Source organism: Achromobacter sp. NCFB-sbj8-Ac1-l, assembly GCF_052695805.1.
On record NZ_CP199812.1, the window covers coordinates 4,695,346 to 4,710,848 of the forward strand.

The 15,503-nt window shown below is 65.2% G+C and carries 16 protein-coding genes and 1 tRNA gene; 8 read left to right on the plus strand and 9 right to left on the minus strand.

Translation table 11 applies throughout. The features are described from left to right. Window positions 1–109: 109 nt before the first annotated feature. The gene (locus ACUDP5_RS21475) at window positions 110–1,060 is read left to right on the plus strand and encodes a glycosyltransferase family 9 protein (protein ID WP_445657152.1); all 951 of its coding nucleotides are present in this window, start codon (window positions 110–112) and stop codon (window positions 1,058–1,060) included. A 39-nt stretch (window positions 1,061–1,099) separates the two neighbouring features. Then, entirely contained in the window at window positions 1,100–2,233 is a 1,134-nt protein-coding gene (locus ACUDP5_RS21480; RefSeq protein ID WP_263912269.1) for a glycosyltransferase family 4 protein, read from the plus strand. Window positions 2,234–2,289: 56 nt separating this feature from the next. On the opposite strand, the gene ACUDP5_RS21485 is transcribed toward ACUDP5_RS21480, so the two are convergent. Further along, window positions 2,290–2,460 (minus strand): hypothetical protein, encoded by a 171-nt coding sequence (locus ACUDP5_RS21485; RefSeq protein ID WP_263912271.1) that lies wholly within the window; start codon window positions 2,458–2,460, stop codon window positions 2,290–2,292. Between the two features lie 170 nt (window positions 2,461–2,630). Between ACUDP5_RS21485 and ACUDP5_RS21490 the strand changes: the two genes are divergently transcribed. Next, window positions 2,631–3,014 (plus strand): hypothetical protein, encoded by a 384-nt coding sequence (locus tag ACUDP5_RS21490; RefSeq protein ID WP_263912272.1) that lies wholly within the window; start codon window positions 2,631–2,633, stop codon window positions 3,012–3,014. Window positions 3,015–3,099: 85 nt separating this feature from the next. Here ACUDP5_RS21490 and ACUDP5_RS21495 read toward each other — a convergent pair whose 3' ends face one another. Beyond that, entirely contained in the window at window positions 3,100–3,510 is a 411-nt protein-coding gene (locus ACUDP5_RS21495) for a DUF1090 domain-containing protein (RefSeq protein WP_263912273.1), read from the minus strand. 350 nt (window positions 3,511–3,860) lie between these two features. Between ACUDP5_RS21495 and ACUDP5_RS21500 the strand changes: the two genes are divergently transcribed. The 4 genes from ACUDP5_RS21500 to ACUDP5_RS21515 all read left to right on the plus strand — a co-directional run bounded on the left by ACUDP5_RS21500 (window position 3,861) and on the right by ACUDP5_RS21515 (window position 10,051). After that, window positions 3,861–5,093 carry an EAL domain-containing response regulator gene (locus ACUDP5_RS21500; RefSeq protein ID WP_263912274.1) on the plus strand — a complete coding sequence of 411 codons (1,233 nt, stop codon included), beginning with the start codon at window positions 3,861–3,863 and terminating at the stop codon, window positions 5,091–5,093. A gap of 56 nt (window positions 5,094–5,149) precedes the next feature. Next, a complete protein-coding gene (locus ACUDP5_RS21505) occupies window positions 5,150–8,908 on the plus strand; it encodes an ATP-binding protein (RefSeq protein WP_445657153.1) in 3,759 nt (1,252 codons plus the stop codon). Window positions 8,909–8,922: 14 nt separating this feature from the next. After that, a complete protein-coding gene (locus ACUDP5_RS21510) occupies window positions 8,923–9,546 on the plus strand; it encodes a response regulator transcription factor (RefSeq protein WP_263912276.1) in 624 nt (207 codons plus the stop codon). A 160-nt stretch (window positions 9,547–9,706) separates the two neighbouring features. Beyond that, window positions 9,707–10,051, plus strand: a complete 345-nt coding sequence (locus ACUDP5_RS21515; RefSeq protein WP_263912278.1) for a hypothetical protein — start codon at window positions 9,707–9,709, stop codon at window positions 10,049–10,051. 64 nt (window positions 10,052–10,115) lie between these two features. On the opposite strand, the gene ACUDP5_RS21520 is transcribed toward ACUDP5_RS21515, so the two are convergent. Continuing rightward, window positions 10,116–10,454, minus strand: coding sequence for a DUF6693 family protein (locus ACUDP5_RS21520; RefSeq protein WP_263912279.1), 339 nt, complete (start codon window positions 10,452–10,454; stop codon window positions 10,116–10,118). A gap of 273 nt (window positions 10,455–10,727) precedes the next feature. Between ACUDP5_RS21520 and ACUDP5_RS21525 the strand changes: the two genes are divergently transcribed. After that, on the plus strand, window positions 10,728–11,243 hold the full coding sequence (locus ACUDP5_RS21525) for an RcnB family protein (RefSeq protein ID WP_263912281.1): 516 nt from the start codon (window positions 10,728–10,730) through the stop codon (window positions 11,241–11,243). A gap of 53 nt (window positions 11,244–11,296) precedes the next feature. On the opposite strand, the gene ACUDP5_RS21530 is transcribed toward ACUDP5_RS21525, so the two are convergent. The 6 genes from ACUDP5_RS21530 to ACUDP5_RS21555 all read right to left on the minus strand — a co-directional run bounded on the left by ACUDP5_RS21530 (window position 11,297) and on the right by ACUDP5_RS21555 (window position 15,497). Continuing rightward, window positions 11,297–11,689: a YkvA family protein gene (locus tag ACUDP5_RS21530; protein WP_263912283.1), complete on the minus strand. Its 393-nt coding sequence runs from the start codon at window positions 11,687–11,689 to the stop codon at window positions 11,297–11,299. Between the two features lie 101 nt (window positions 11,690–11,790). Next, window positions 11,791–12,303 (minus strand): DUF421 domain-containing protein, encoded by a 513-nt coding sequence (locus ACUDP5_RS21535; protein WP_263912284.1) that lies wholly within the window; start codon window positions 12,301–12,303, stop codon window positions 11,791–11,793. Window positions 12,304–12,937: 634 nt separating this feature from the next. Beyond that, window positions 12,938–13,014, minus strand: a tRNA-Arg gene (locus ACUDP5_RS21540). 99 nt (window positions 13,015–13,113) lie between these two features. Then, window positions 13,114–13,503: a hypothetical protein gene (locus tag ACUDP5_RS21545; RefSeq protein ID WP_445657154.1), complete on the minus strand. Its 390-nt coding sequence runs from the start codon at window positions 13,501–13,503 to the stop codon at window positions 13,114–13,116. Between the two features lie 104 nt (window positions 13,504–13,607). Then, window positions 13,608–14,192 carry a helix-turn-helix domain-containing protein gene (locus ACUDP5_RS21550; RefSeq protein WP_445657155.1) on the minus strand — a complete coding sequence of 195 codons (585 nt, stop codon included), beginning with the start codon at window positions 14,190–14,192 and terminating at the stop codon, window positions 13,608–13,610. A gap of 12 nt (window positions 14,193–14,204) precedes the next feature. Further along, on the minus strand, window positions 14,205–15,497 hold the full coding sequence (locus ACUDP5_RS21555) for an NAD(P)/FAD-dependent oxidoreductase (protein ID WP_445657156.1): 1,293 nt from the start codon (window positions 15,495–15,497) through the stop codon (window positions 14,205–14,207). Between the last annotated feature and the right edge of the window lie 6 nt (window positions 15,498–15,503).

Genomic DNA, 15,503 nt, shown 5'->3' on the forward strand with positions numbered 1-15,503 from the left:
AGCCGCCCCGCCCGAATCTTCACATTCTTTAAATCTATCGAAGAACATTCATCGATCCGCTCCCGTAGATTGCGTAGCCATTGCATCGGTTACCTCGGAGAGATCGCGCGTGTCGGACATCGTCGTCTACGTCAGAAGCCAACCCCAGCTGGGCGACCAGATCGTCGCCTTTGCCACGCTCTACCAGCTCAAGGCCTGGTGGCCCGGCAGACAGGTCAAGGTGGTCGCGCGCGACGATGTCGGCCACATCTACCGCGACCTGCCCTGGGTCGACGAATTCCAGCGCGCCCGCTGCCTGCGGGACTATGTGCGCAGCCTGACCGCGAAGACCCAGGTATCGGTCAACCTGCACCACAGCAGCGAACGCTTCGGCCTGCTCAACCTGCTGCGGCTGCCCGCCATCCGGCTGGGCTTTCGCAATGCCCGACTCAGCGACCTGGTCTGGACGCATTGCCATCGCAAGGACGAAAGCGAATACATCGGCCTGGCCAACTTGCGCCTGCTCGCCGCGTACCGGCCGCTGGATGCCGAAGCGACCGCACGGCGCTGCTTTGCCGAACTGGGCCGGCGCCATCGCCAGACCGAGCTGGGCGCAGACGTCGTCTTCATTCCGGGCGGCGGTTCGGGGCCCTTCAAGCGCTGGAGCCTGGCCCATTACCTGCGGCTGGCCGACAGCCTCAAGCCGCTGCTGGGCGCAGACATCCGCTACACCTTCGTACTGGGTCAGCAGGAAGCCCGCGAACGCGCCGAACTCGATGCCATGCGCCGCGCCGACATCCGGATCGCCTACTGTCGTCCCCTGTCGGAATTGAGCGCCATCATGCTGCGCGCGCGGCTGGTGGTGGCCAACGATTGCGGCCCGTCGCACGTGGCGCAAGCCGCCGGCGTGCCGTATGTCGGCATCTTCAACCAGTCCAACCCCGAATGGTTCTGGCGCCGCCGCGGCGCCATGGACGTCGTGCCCCGCGAGCCGCGCGCCGGCATCAACTCGATCACGCCCGACGACGTGCTGCGCGCCTGCGCCCACGTCCTGTCCCACGCCCCGACCGCCCGGGCCTGATGGCACCGGCCTTTCCCCCCTTCCCAACCCTGTGACCCCATGCGGATCCTGCATATTCTTGGCGAAAAAAGCCTGGGCGGACTTGAGTTCCGTACCTTGGAACAGGCCGCATGGCTCAACCGCCACGGCCACGCCGCGGCCATCGCCGCGCCCGCCGACAGCGCCATCAGCGAGGCCGCCTACCGCCGCGACGTCCCCACCGTGCCGATCGATTTCGGTTCGCCCTATTCCCCCCGCGCCATTCTCTCGCTGCGCCGCACCGTCAAGCTGATGGGCGTCGACATCATCGACAGCCACAGCCGCGCCGACGGCAAGACGGCCGCGCTGTGCCGCGACCTGTGCGCCGTGGTCCGCACCCGTCACTTCGCCAAGCCCATGCCCACCAGCCCGCGGCGCCGGCTCGAATGGAAGCTGGGCTGCGACCATGTCATCGCCACCAGCGACGCCGGCCGCGATGCGTTGCTGGCCGCGCGGCTGGCACGGCCCGAACACATCAGCGTGGTGGGGGAATGGGCGGGCGAAGCGTTCTTTCGCATCGTCGACAAGCCAGGGGTACGACAGCGCACACGGCGCGCGTTGAACGTGGATGCAAGCGCCTACGTGGTCTCCACGATCGGCATGCTGCGCCCCGAAAAGCGTCAGGCCGACCTGCTGCGCGTGGTGCTGCGCCTGCGCCGCCACGGGATGCCGGCCGTTGCGCTGGTGGTCGGCATGCCCACCGTCGATACCCAGCCCTACGCACAGCAATTGCGCGCGCTGGCGGTGCAGTTGGGTATCGCTGACCACGTCGTGTTTGCGGGCCACCGGATCGACGTGGCGGACATGATGCACGCGTCCGACGTGCTGCTGGTGCCTTCGGCCACCGAGGCCTGGTCGCGCGTGGTGCCGGAAGCATTTGCCGCGCGCTGCCCCGTCGTGGCCAGCAATGTCGGCGGGCTGCCTGAAATCGTGCGGCCCGGGGTTACCGGCTGGCTGGCCGAACCCGGCGACGTTGCCGGGTTTGCCGACCACATCCTGGGCATGCGCGAAGATCCCGGCCAGGTCGCCGCCACCGTGGCCCGCGCCCGCGACCACGCCGAAGCGCATTTCCGCCTGGCCAGCCAGATGGCCCACACCCTTGATGCCTACCGCCGCGCCATGGGCCGCGGCCAGCCGGCCACCGCCACGGCTTGACGCCGCGCCAGCGCACTTGAGTCAGCCCGTCGCCGATGACATCAGGGGCGGTTCGATCAGCGGCCGCGAGCCGATCCGCGGCTGCCCGGCTTGCGATCCATGGCCCGCTGCTTGGGCGCAAACGTGTTCTTCGGTGCCGGCCACCCTTTGGCGGCGGCAGGAACATCCGGCTTTTTCTGCGTGGCCGGCTTGTCTTTCTGTTCCGGGGGGGTGTCTTTCTTTTCCATGATGGCTCCTGGGTGGCACCGACGCAGCAACACGCTGCGCGGCACACCGGTGACCAGCATACGCGCTTTGCGCCGCGCCACCATAATTAGAATCTTCCAATGGTGCGGGCTGCCGCTGGCTCTCACACTGTGTGATGCATTCTCAAATCGCATCCACAGACGCCCCCCACATGAATGAACCTCTACTCAGTGAAGTCGCCGAGGAATCCCTGTTCCGCCCGGCCGCCTTGCTGGACAAGCTCCCTCCTCCAAGCGTATTGATGCTCATGCGCGAACACGGCTGGTCGGCGCTGCGCGCCTGGCGCGAAACCAACAGCCTGAGCCGGGCCGAAGTCGCCAACCGGCTCGATCTCACCTTGATCACCTACATCCTCATCGAAAACGGCATGGTGCCGCTTTGCGAATGGACCGCCCCGTTCATCGAAACGCGGCTGCAGATCAAATGGTCCGTCGTCTGGCACGCCCCGGTTTACCGACCGGGCGCCCCCATGCCACTGCATCATTTGCCCAAACGCCGCGGCCGCGCCCGCCTCGAACCCAAACCCGCAGCATAAAAAAAGGCGCGCCCTGCTTGGCAAGGGCGCGCCATGAAAAGGCCTCGCACCGGACCGGCCCTCGGCCGGCACGAGACCCGGCGAATCAGCTGTGCTGCTCTTGCTCGGCCGCGCGCAGTTCCCGCTGGGCCTTGTCCAGTTTCTGCTTGGCCCGGCTGATGCGATTGCCATCGCCGTCGCGCAGTTCACGATCCAGGATGGCCTGGCGTTCCTTGACCTTGCCCTGCTTTTCCTCGACCTTGGCGGCTCGCTCGCGGGCCAGCGCCTTGTCGTCGCATTGCCGGCTTTGGACCAGCGCAATGCGCAACCCGGCAATGCGGGCACTGTCTGCCCGGGCACGCTGTGCGGCGTCAAGTTCCTGCTCGATCTGATACGTCTTGGCGGCGCAGCCGGTCAAAGGACCAGCCTGCGCGCCAACGTCACTGAACGCTGCCGACAGCAACAGCGCACCGCCGGCGATGACCACAAGCCGGCCGACGGGGGAGATTCTTTCCATGCGGGAGTTCCTTTCTTACGTGCCGGATACGGCGAATCCGCCCATGTTGCCCAGCACCAAGACTTCTGAAAATTGGAACTTTCTGAAAATTGCTGCGAAATGGGCACCTCAAATTTCAAATCCGCACTCCTGTAACAAAATTCAGAAACTTCCAATGCCCAGGTTCCCCCTTGCAGGGCAGAATTCACCCGATTTCAAGCCCCCTGGCGGCGCCTTCGCCGGTTGCGCCCTCGTCACCCGATCGCCGCCAGACCTGCTCCGCCTTCTCCAACCGCGCCGACAAAGCGCCCTTGCCGCCGCTGGCGCCACCGAATGGTCCAGCCCGTCTTGCCCCTAATATAGGAAAGCACATGACCCTTCGAGTGCTGGTACTGGAAGATGACCCCATTCAGGCCCGCTATGCGTCTGCGGCGCTGTCGCGCTGCGATCTCGCCGCCTTTGGAGTGGTCAGCGACGCACAGGACGCCTTGCGGCGCCTGCGCGCCCAACGCTGGGACGTGCTGCTGTGCGACCTGCGCCTGCCCGGCATGGACGGCATCTCGCTGGTGCGCGAACTGGCGACCTTGAACTCGCCGCCCCAAGTCATCTTCACGACCACGCTGGACCCTCGCTTCCTGCGGTCTGCCGAGCTGGTCGCGCGCAGCTCGTCGGTCGAGGTGATCGGCCTTATCGAAAAGCCCCTGGCCGTCGACGCGCTGCGGCAGATCCTGACTGGCAGCGGCCGCCACGCTCACGCCTATCCCAGCGCGCCGCCCGCCGGCAGGGGCTTTCCCGTCACCGAACGCGCCGCGCTGGAAGCCCTGCAGGACGGGCGGATACAGCCGTGGTTCCAGCCACAGATCTGCTGCCGCACGGGGCGGATCCTGGGCGTGGAAGCGCTGGCGCGCTGGTACGAGCCGCTGCACGGCATCCTCTCCCCCAGCGCCTTCATGCCGACCATCACCGCACGCAACCTCGATGGCCAGCTGGCCGCCAGCATGATGCGCCAGTCCCTGGCGGCCCAGCAACACTGGCTGGAAGGCGGGCTGGCCGTCTCGGTATCCATCAATCTCAGCAGCGCCGCGATGGCTCGGCACAGCGTGGTGCAGTCGCTCATCACCCTTGCCGATGCCAGCGGCGTCCGACGCGAAAGCGTGGTCTTCGAGCTGACGGAAACACTGAACGACAGCGCCGCGGAAGGCTCGCTGTTCGAGAACCTGGCCGAGTTGCGCATGGCCGGATTCGGCCTGGCGATCGACGACTTCGGCATCGGCTACTCGTCGATGGCACGCTTGCGCGACATTCCCTTCACCGAACTGAAAATCGACCGGTCGTTCCTTGAAGGCCTGTCGAACCATCCGCACCAGCGCGCCATCGTCGAATCGATGATCGGCCTGGCCCACCGGCTGGGCATGCATACCGTGGCGGAGGGCGTGGAAACCGAGGCCCACAGCAAGGTCATCCGCGAACTCGGCTGCGATCGCGAGCAAGGCTATCTGTACGGCGCTCCCATGCCGGAATGGCAGCTTCTCTCGTTCTGCCGGGCCCGCGGCATGCTGCCGACGGCCGAACACGCCTTACCTCCCCCCTCACTATGCAGCTAAACTGTAACCATCCGCTTTGACGCTCGAAGCCTACCCGGAATGAAGGATTCGGCACTGTGCCTACCCTGTTTGTCTCCACCTTTGGGAGGGTGCTGCGCGCGACCGCGCTCGTCCTGACCCTGGCAATTGCCTGCGGCGCCTCCCAGGCGGCCGCCGATTCGAGCGCCTCCCCGTCCCCCCTGGACGCCTCCCCCGAAGCCAGCAGCGTCGTCCTGCCCGGTTCCAGCGACCAGCCGGCCACCGCCCCCTCTGACCATATCGTCGTCGGGGTGATGGACGGCATGGCGCCCATGCTCTCGCGCAGCGACCGCAACGGCCACGCCCGCGGCCTGGCGGCCGACTACCTGGACATCATCGGCCGCGCCAGGAACCTGTCGATCGGGGTGCGCTTCTATGACAGCATCGATGCCCTGTCCGCCGCCCTGCAAGCAGGCGAAATCGACGCCGCCGTCGGCGCGGACGCCGTGCTGCCGCCAGCGCGCTTCCCGCGGTCCACGCCTATCTTCAGTGCCGCGGCCATCGTCATCACGCGCTCTGAAGTGCGCAACGGCAGCTCGCTCGGCACGGGCACGCTGGGCTACCTGCGCAGCGAACTCGACACCGACGCGGTCGCCCGCCTCATTCCCGATACCGCCCTGCACGGGGTGGACAGCTATTACGAAGGCCTGGAGCGGGTTGCCACCCACAAAGACGTGGCTTTCCTGGGCGATACGGTCTCGATCTCGGCCTACAACAACGCCATCCTGTTCTACATGCTGAAAGCGCGCCCGTCCACGACCGGCCTGCGCACCCAGTACGCCTTTGTCTTCAACCCGCAACGCGCCGCCCTGCTGCGCAGTTTCAATGAGGCGCTGGCCTCCTTCCCCGAGCGCGTGCACAACACCTTGCAACGGCGCTGGGTGCAGGCCGAACAAGGCCGCCTGGACGGCAAGGTGCCGTTCACCGAGGCCGAACTGCAATGGATCAAGGACCACCCCAAGGTCACGGTGGCGACTTCGTCGCTGGTCGTGCCGTTCACGTTCCGCGACAGCTTTGGTCGTTCCGCCGGCATTTCCGCATCGGTGCTGGACCTGGTCACGGCCCAGACCGGGCTGCAGTTCACGGCCGAGTTCTACGACTCGGCACTGGACCAGATCCAGGCCGTGCGCAGCGGCCAGGCCGACATGGCCAGCACCATGCAGGGCAATTACGCGGACTTCGCAGGCATGCTGCTTACCCAGCCGGTCCTGCACAGCACCTATGCGCTGATATCCCGCATCGACGGGCCACACCCCAAGACCATCGCCGACCTCGAACCCCTGCGCGTGGCGCTGGTCGGCGCCTCCCCCGTCAAGGCCATGCTGCAGGCGGCCAGCCCGGGCAAATTGCCGGCCATCGTCGAAGTGTCCACCGGCCTGGCCGCGCTCAATGCCGTCGCCACCGGCGAGGCCGACGCCACGCCCCTGCTGTATCCGTCCGCCGAATACCTGATCGCCCGTTTCTATCAAGGCCAGCTGCAGATCACCGGCATCGGCAGGCCGGACATGGTGCCGTTTGTCTACCCGGTGTCCGACCGCAATCCGTTGCTGGCCTCGATCATCGACAAGGTCCTCAATGCCATCACCGATGAGCAGATGGAATTCACCATTGCCCAATGGCAATATTCCGAACAGCTCGAATTCCGCTGGGCCGCCCGCGGGCCCCTGATCCGGGGCCTGATCATCGCCGGCAGCATCGCCAGCGTGCTGCTGGCCGCATGGTTGATCTTCCTGCTGGTGCGCTTCCTGAACCGGCGCCGCAACGACCGTCTGATGCAAGAGCGCCTGACGCTCAAGCGCCAGATGCTGGACGCCAACCCCAACCCCATGTACGTCTGGGATCCGGACGGCATCATGATCGCCTGCAACGAGGCCTTCGAAAAACTGGTCGAAGACCCGCTGGTGGACATGCACCTGACCCTGGAGGGCATCGCCACCCTCGACGACGACAGCCGCCAGAAGATCCGCCGCGCCTACGACGAGGTCAAGGCCACGCACCAGCCGTACTTCGCCGAAATGACGCTGACGCTGGGCGGCCGGGAATTGACGGGCCAGCATTGGGTCGTGCCGCTGCTCGGTCCCCGCGGCGAGCTGCAGGCCTTGCTGGGCGGCTGGGTCGACCTGACCGAACTCAAGGCCACCGAACGCTCGCTGCAATTGGCCATCCAGCATGCCGACGCCGCCAATCGTGCCAAGACCCTGTTCCTGGCCACCATCAGCCACGAAATCCGCACCCCGATGAATATCGTGGTCGGCGCGCTGGAACTGCTCAAGGAAGGCAAGGCGGGCGAAGTCTCGCCGCCGGCCCAACAGCAGGCCGCGCTGGCCTACGACTCGGCCACCGCCCTGCTTTTGCTGCTCAACGATATCCTGCATTACTCCAAGATCGAGGCCGGCGAACTGACGCTGCACTACTCGGCGGGCGACCTGAACGAGGCACTGCCTCGCTGGGTCATGGCGTTCAACCGGTCGGCCGAGGCCAAGCGCATCAGCCTGACCGCCCGGGTCGAACCCGGCGTTCCGGCCGACCTGGTGTTCGATGCGGGCCGCCTGCGCCAGGTCGTCAACAATCTGGTGGCCAACGCCCTGAAATTCACCCATCAAGGCAGCGTCACCGTCACGGCCGGCATCGTCCGCCAGGACAAGGACCGATGCGTCGTGCGCATCGCGGTGCAAGACACCGGCATCGGCATTCCGGCCGACGTCCTGCCGCACCTGTTCAGCCCCTTCCAGCAGGCCACCGCCGGCACCTACGAACGCTACGGCGGCACCGGCATGGGGCTGGCCATCAGCAAGAAGCTGGCAGCGCTTTTCGGCGGGGAAATCGCCCTGCAAAGCATCGAAGGGAGCGGCACCACCGTCACGGTGACCTTGCCGATGCGCTATGGCAGCACCTGGACTGCGCCCATCGAATCCGAAACGGGCACCTCCGAACAATTCCCGGCCTTGAGCCTGCCCGCCACCAGCACGGTGCTCATTGTCGATGACCACCCGTCCAACCGCATGCTGCTGGAAACCCAGCTGCGCCTGCTGGGCATGCAGGTGATCTCGGCCTCGTCCGGGCCGCAGGCGCTGGAAGCCCTGCACCACGACTGGAAGAACGACCATGGCGCGGGCGGCATTGCCGCCGTCATCACCGACTGCACCATGCCGGGCATGGACGGCTACACGCTGTCCCGGGAAATCACGGCGGGCGCAGCGGCCTGGGGGGTTCCCAAGCCACCGGTCATCGGCTATTCAGCGGACGGGACGTCCACCGCCTATCGCCGCTGCCTGGAATCCGGCATGCTGGGCCTGCTGGTCAAGCCCGTGGAACTCGACACCCTGCGTGCCGCGCTGCTGAAGTCGCCGACGGCGGCCAACGCACCTTCCAACGAACCGCTCACCGCGCCCACCCCTGTCGTGGCTGCCCCAGACGTGACACCGCCCAGCGAATACCTCGACAACCTCGTGACCGTGTTCGGCACCCACGACAAGGCGCGCCAGTTCGTCGCCACCTTCCTGGAACTGTTCGACCAGGACCTGGACGACCTGGCCCATCTGCTGCCCCTGCACGACGATGGCAGGTTGCATGACTGGATCCATCGCGCCCGCGGCTCCACCCATGCCGTCCAGCATCCGGGCCTGATCGATTGTGTCGCCGCGTTCTCGAGCGCCATCCGTCCGGCCGACGCGACCGCACGCGAGGCCATCGGAATCGCTTTCATCGCCGAATGCCGCCAGGTCATGGCCCGCATGAAAAAAGAGACCAACGCCGACGCAGCGGCCGGCATAATGACCTTGGACAACGCACCCTGAAAGGCGAGCACACCATGCGAGTCATTGCCATCGACGATCACCCTCTCATCCTTGCCGGGATCGAGCAGCTCGTCAACGACCTGCCCGACACCCGGCTGGTGGGGCGTGCGTCGACCATTGCCGAACTTCGGGACCTGCTGGCCAGCACCCCGTGTGACGTCCTGATCGCCGACTACTCCCTGCCCCGGGAAGACTCCGCCGACGGCCTGTCGCTGCTGCGTCAGATCCAGCGGCAATATCCCGACCTGAAGATCATCGTGCTGACCATGCTGGACAATGCCGCCGTGATCCGCGTCATCATGAGCAGCGGCGTCGCGGCGCTGGTCAGCAAGCGCGACCCCTTGAACCATATTTCCATCGCGCTGCAAAGCCTGCGGGGCGGCCTGACCTACCGCTCGCCCACCATGCAATCGCTGCTGGATGAAAGCCGCCACGCCGTGGCGGGCGGCGCCCTCAGTGGACGCGAGCTGGAAGTGCTGCGCCTGTTCGCCGCCGGCATGTCCATGACCGAAGTCGCCAACAAGGTCAACCGCACGGTGCAGACCGCCAGCGCGCACAAGGTATCGGCCATGCGCAAACTGGGCGTCAAGAACGACTCCGAGCTGCATGCCGCCCTGCGCGACCTGCGGCTGCTCTGACGGGTTTTGCGCCCCGCAAAATTCAGAAAGTTCCAATACCCGAATTCTCTCTCATGGCGCAAGCTAGGCAAGCTTGCCCGGGCTCCCTTTCGTTCAACGACAGGCATGCGGCCTGGATGCTGGCATCCCCCCACCCGCAATCCTCTCGTCGTTCACCTCCATGCGACTACATTCGCAGCCCAGGGCTCGCCCCTGGCACTGGCTATTCTTCTATTTCCTGGTCACGCTGGCCTGTGAACTGACCGCGCACCTGATCTGGCTGCGGTCCTGCCGCCGCCTGGTGTGCTACCTGGGTATCTGCCCCTCGTCGGTCTGGCTGGTGCTGGCCATGACGGCCCTGGCGCTGCCGATTCCCTACTGGCATGTCCGTCATGGGCTGTTCAAGCGCACGCACGGCCGCGACCCCAACTCGGCCAGGCGCTTCGCGGCAATCTATTTCATCTGCGGCGTGACCGGCGTCCTGACCGCCACCCTGCTCTTCATGGTCACCCTGCCACGCTGGTAGCCCCTGGCGTGACGCAAACAAAAGGCCGCCTCGAAGGCGGCCAATCAGTGGGGTTGCCCACCGCTCAGATCGTGACGTCCACGATACGGGTGTGGTTCATGCAATGCGCATGGATCTTGTACAGGAAGATGAAGTAGCCGATGCCCAGCGTCACGATCGAAATGATCGCCCAGATGACGATGTTGCCAATGATGCTGGCCAGATCGATGGTGCACTGCAGACGCCCCACCCGCTTGCCCTGGTCATCCACAACGGACGTGCGGCTGATGATGAAGCGCTGCATGTAATACGGAAAAACGAACAGGGCGAGGCCCAACGTCACCACGCTCAGCAAGATCCAGATGATGCCGTGGCCGATGATATCGCCCACCGTCAGATCCGACTTGAGGGAAAACTGCTTCATGGCTTGATGCCTATAGGTAGAGGGTTCAACAGCAAGAAAGGGCGCACCGACGGGCGGCGCCCACGTCTGCGGCGTCTTCCTTCGTCCAGGCAAGGGTCGGCCGCAGGATTCGCAGCTTAGGTGCCGTACCGGGTCGAGCCTATTGGAACTTTCTGAAAATGCAGAATGCCGGGTTCAAACCTGCTTACATCTATATCAGTGCGACGGTGCGCCCAGAGACGCGCCCCATCCTAGAATCGACTCACTCCCGCTTTTCTCCTCCAGGAGCCCACCATGAGCGCCCCCAGAACCAAACAATTCGTCACCGCAGCCCTCTGCTGTATGTTCCTGGCTGGCAACGTCCTGGCCGCCCCGCCGGAAGGAAAGGGCAAGCCGGACAATGCCGGACAGGGCCAGGGGAACAAGAACAACGGCAACGGCTCGGGCAAAGGCAACAATTCCAACAAGGGCAATGGCGGAAATGGCGGTTCCTCCAAAGGCGGCGGCAAGAATGCCAATGACGTCGACGTGACGCTTCGCCACGCCGGCATCACCCTCTCGACGGCCAGAAGCTACGCCAGTGAATATGGACTGTCCGGCTACAGTTCATTGCCGCCGGGAATTCGCAAGAACCTGGCGCGCGGCAAGCCCCTGCCCCCGGGAATCGCAAAAAAGATGGTGCCTGGCCCGATGCTGGCGCGTCTGCCTGCCTATCCGGGCTACGAGTGGAGAGTCGCCGGTTCAGACCTGATACTGGTGGCCGTTGCCACGGCGATTGTCGCGGACGTGCTGTTTGACGTCTTCGATTGACGGGACAGGCGGCCCTTCGCCTTCTCGAACATCGTCGCGGCACGCGATCCCGGCTACAGCCGGGATCGCAGCCACAGCCATGCGGCCACTGCCATTGCGATCCAGATGACCACGACCAGCGTGGCGCCCAGACGACTGCTGGGCTTGGATCCCTTGACCCGCATCCATTCGTCCGCCTGTGCACGGCATTCGGCAAGCACTGGCGCAGGGAGCAACTTGATGGCCAACCCGATCAGAATGGGAAGCAACAGCACATCATCCAGGTAGCCGAGCACTGGAATGAAATCCGGGATCAGGTCTATCGGGCTGAGGGCATAGGCCACGACCAACAGCCCGAGGGCCTTGGCGTACCAGGGCGTTCGCGGGTTCTTCCCTGCGAACCAGAGCGTGACTGCGTCACGCTTGATGCGCGTTGCCCACCCCTTCAATCGACTGTTGATGCTCATCCGTGGCCATGCAGGTCGTCCGAGAGTGTTGATTGTAGGAGACACGAATCGACTCCCCGACATCTCGCCAGCGCGTCCCGGGCCAGTCATCGTGCGAAGCCCTATTCCGCATGGAGCCCGCCCTTTCGCCCTTCCTCAGTCGCGATGACGCTGAATTCGCCGGTGGATTCCAGGTAGGCACGCTTGACGCACGACAGGTGGTCGACCCCTTTCAAGCGCAATTGCTCCATGAGCTCGCCCCGAGTGATGTGCTCACGCCGCAAACCCGACACCATCAGTCGGCCGTCACGCACAAGGCATACGCGCTGCGGCTCAAGTACTTTTCGAAGCGCCGGCACGTGGTAGCTCAGACGGTCAAGCAGATAGCTCCAACCCACGATCGTCGTGACCACGATGATCCCGTCACCGAGGGAATACGAGTCGCCCGACATCGCGTTGCCCGCGGCATCGGCCACGAGCACCAGCACGAGCATGTCCGCCACGCCCAGCGAGCCCAGATCACGCCTACCCGACACGCGCAGCAGCGCATAGAGAACCCAATACATCGTGCTCCCCCGCACAAACATCTCAGCGAAGCCTGCCTGAAGCGCGAAAATCTCAGAAAGGTCGATCATGCGTTCTCTCCATCAATGTGGCGGGGCATGCCATTCATTGAAACAGGCCGCCCTGCGCGTCAATGCGTGTTCCGCACTGGCGGCCCGGATGGCGTTTCGACTTCCCGCCAATGAGAGGGGCTCTGCGAAGTTTCGTGCCCGCAGGCGGCGGTTGGCGCGACAGCATGCATTCCTGTTTCCAGAGCGGAAAGCACCGCCGACGGCATCAGCAAGTTTCATTCCGCCGCGGGTTCGACGCGTCCGAAGCGACGCCGAGGTGACAGATTCCGGTTCGCTATGATTTGCGCTCTCACACAACACACTGTCTGAGAAGGAATCGACCTTGAAAACGTTGCTCGACATCAAGATGCCGACACAGATGTTCTCTGACGTGCACTGACCTCAGGACGTGCCGCACCCCGCGGTGGGTGACACCGTGCATCTGCGCAAGCAGGGGGCAGACATGGGCTTTCACGGTTCGCAGGCGCCACATCCTGATCGGCACGGATCCCTGGGGTCCTGATCCACAAGCGCAGATGGGCTTGACGGTCGCTGGCGACCCGCCGCCGGGGTTTCAGCCGCAGGATCGTCGCAACGGGCCAATGCCACGGCCGAATCAAGAATGGCCGTAAACCGTTGAATTCATTGGGTTTAATGGCGCGGCAGGAGGGGCTCGAACCCCCGACCCCGGGCTTAGAAGGCCCGTGCTCTATCCAGCTGAGCTACTGCCGCGCGGTGTGGTGATGATCTCCGAAGAGCGCCGCATTTTACCCTGTTGCGGGGCCTGCCGTGGGCGGATCGCTGCAGCCATGCGGGAAATGCCGCCCCGGGCTATCGCGCCCGGCGTTTGCGCAGCGGGGTGATCAGGCCCCCGCGGTAGCCAGAGCGTAGCGCAGCCATGCCAATATGGTAGAGGGCCATCGTCATGCTTACGTACGGCTCGCCCAGCAAATTGCCCACCCGCCGGGCATACCATTTCCCGTACAGGATCACCCCCAACACCGCAGCCCCGAGCAAGGTGCCGCCCACATCCAGCCCTGGCAGCCATTGGTAAGAGAACAGCGCTGGCAGCGGGGCGAAGCGCGTGGCGTAAAGAACGCCGAATATCACCACGAGAATAAGCAAAAACATCAGCAAGAGTCTGCGCGTCATGCGATAGCAGAGCTTCAGCGTTTCCGCGGCAACCGGTGGCCTGTCATCCGGTTTGGCATTGAACTTCATCGAGAATTCCTTTCTATCTTGCCCCGAGGCCGGGACAAATCGAAAGGCAGCATAGGCCGGCCGGGGGGGGCCAGCCATTGGAATATTCTGAAAGTGCGCCGCCCCTATTCCTCGCCAATATCCGCGTGCGTGGACACCCACAGCACCAGGGCGTCATTCTTGCTCAGGCTGATGACCCGGTGGCCCATGCGGCTGTCGATGTAGAAGCTTTCGCCGGCCTTCAGGCGGGCCGGTTCGTAGAACTCGGTGTAGAGCTCGACCTCGCCTTCCAGCACGTAGACGAATTCTTCGCCGTGATGGCGGCTCCAGTCCTGGAATTCGTCGAACTTGCGGGCCTTGACCCGGGTGTGGAACGGCATCATGCGCTTGTGCGACAGCGCGGTGCAGAGCAGGCGGTGGTCGTAGTACGGGGTTTCGTACTGGCGGCCTTCGCCCTGGCGCGAGAGGCTGCGGCGGCCGGTGCCCATGTGGGCGTCGGACGCGGTGAACAGTTCGGCCACGTCCAGGTCCAGCCCGGCGGCGATCTTGATCAGGTTGTCATAGGTGGGCGACAGCAGGCTGTTCTCGATTTTCGAGAGCGTGGACGCGGACACGCCGGTGGCTTGCGCCGCCTGCTTCAGTGTCCAATCCCGCGCCTGGCGCAGGGCTCGCAGCCGTTGTGCCAACACGCTCTGTTTGTTGCCTTGCATCTGTACACCCTGTCATGCACGCGACTGCCGCTCCCGCCACCAATCGCGCGCCTGGTAAGACCAATATGTGAGTTGCACCGCCGCCGTGCCGAAGGCGCCGCCGTTCCAGGCCAGCCCGAACGGGGCGAACAGCTGGTAGCGCTGGCTGTCGCCGGTGATCCCCTCGGCCACGACCCGCCCGCCGATGGAGGTGGTGTTCATGCCGTGTCCGCCGAAGGCCGTGCAATACCAGACCTCGGGGGCCAGCTTGCCGATCTGCGGCATCAGATGCCGCGCGTAGGCCATGCGCCCGGACCACGCGGTCTCGACCCGCAGCCCCTGCAATTGGGGGTAGACGGAGAGCAGTTCGCGGCGCAGGGACTCGGCCAGATCGGGCGGATCATCGACACGGGTGGTGATTCTACTGCCCCAGCCGATGCGCCCGCCATCGAGCACGCGGTAATAGTTGCCGGCACGGCGGTCGTCGCCGATGGCGGCCGGGGTACGGATGGCCTCGTGCACCCGGTCGCCCAGGGGCTCGGTCAGCATGATGTACGTGGCAATCGGCAGCATGGCCCGGCGCAGCGCCGGCACGGCATCGCCGGTGTAGCCGCCGGTGGCCAGCACCACGGTGCGCGCATTCACCTGGCCGGCGGCGGTGTCCAGTTGCTTGACCGCGCCGTCGAGCCGGGCCTGGGTCACGGGCGAATCTTCATGGATCGTCACGCCCAGCCGCACGCATTCGCGGGCCAGGGCGCGCGCGTAGTTCAGCGGATGGAAGTGAAACGACGCCGGATCTTCGATGCCCTGGAAATAGGCATCGGACACCAGCCGTTCGCGCACCTCGGCGCGCGACAACAGGCGCACGTCGCGGCCGAAGTCGCGCCACTGGTCTTCGCAGTAGCGCCGCAACGCGTCGGTGGCCTCGTAGCGCACCACGCGCAACCTGCCGTCGACCTTGTGGGCGTCGGTGATGTGCAGGTCGCGAATGTTGTTGCGGATGATCTCGACGCCTTCCATGGACAGCCGGTACAGCTGGCGGTAGTGATCTTCGTCGACATGCTTGCGGATGGCGTCGGCACCGGCCGAGAACGCCGGCGAGACCGAGCCGCCGTTGCGGCCCGAGGCCCCCCAGGCGATGCGGCGGCCCTCCAGCAGTGTCACGCCGCGGCCGCGACGCGCCAGTTCCAGCGCCGTGGACAGGCCGGCCAGCCCGCCGCCCACCACGCAGATGTCGGCGTCGGCCGCGCCGGCCAACGGCGCATAGTAGGTCTGCGCATCGCCCAGCGTGCGCTTGTAGTAGGTGTCGATGTACTCGGTGGCCATGGTCTG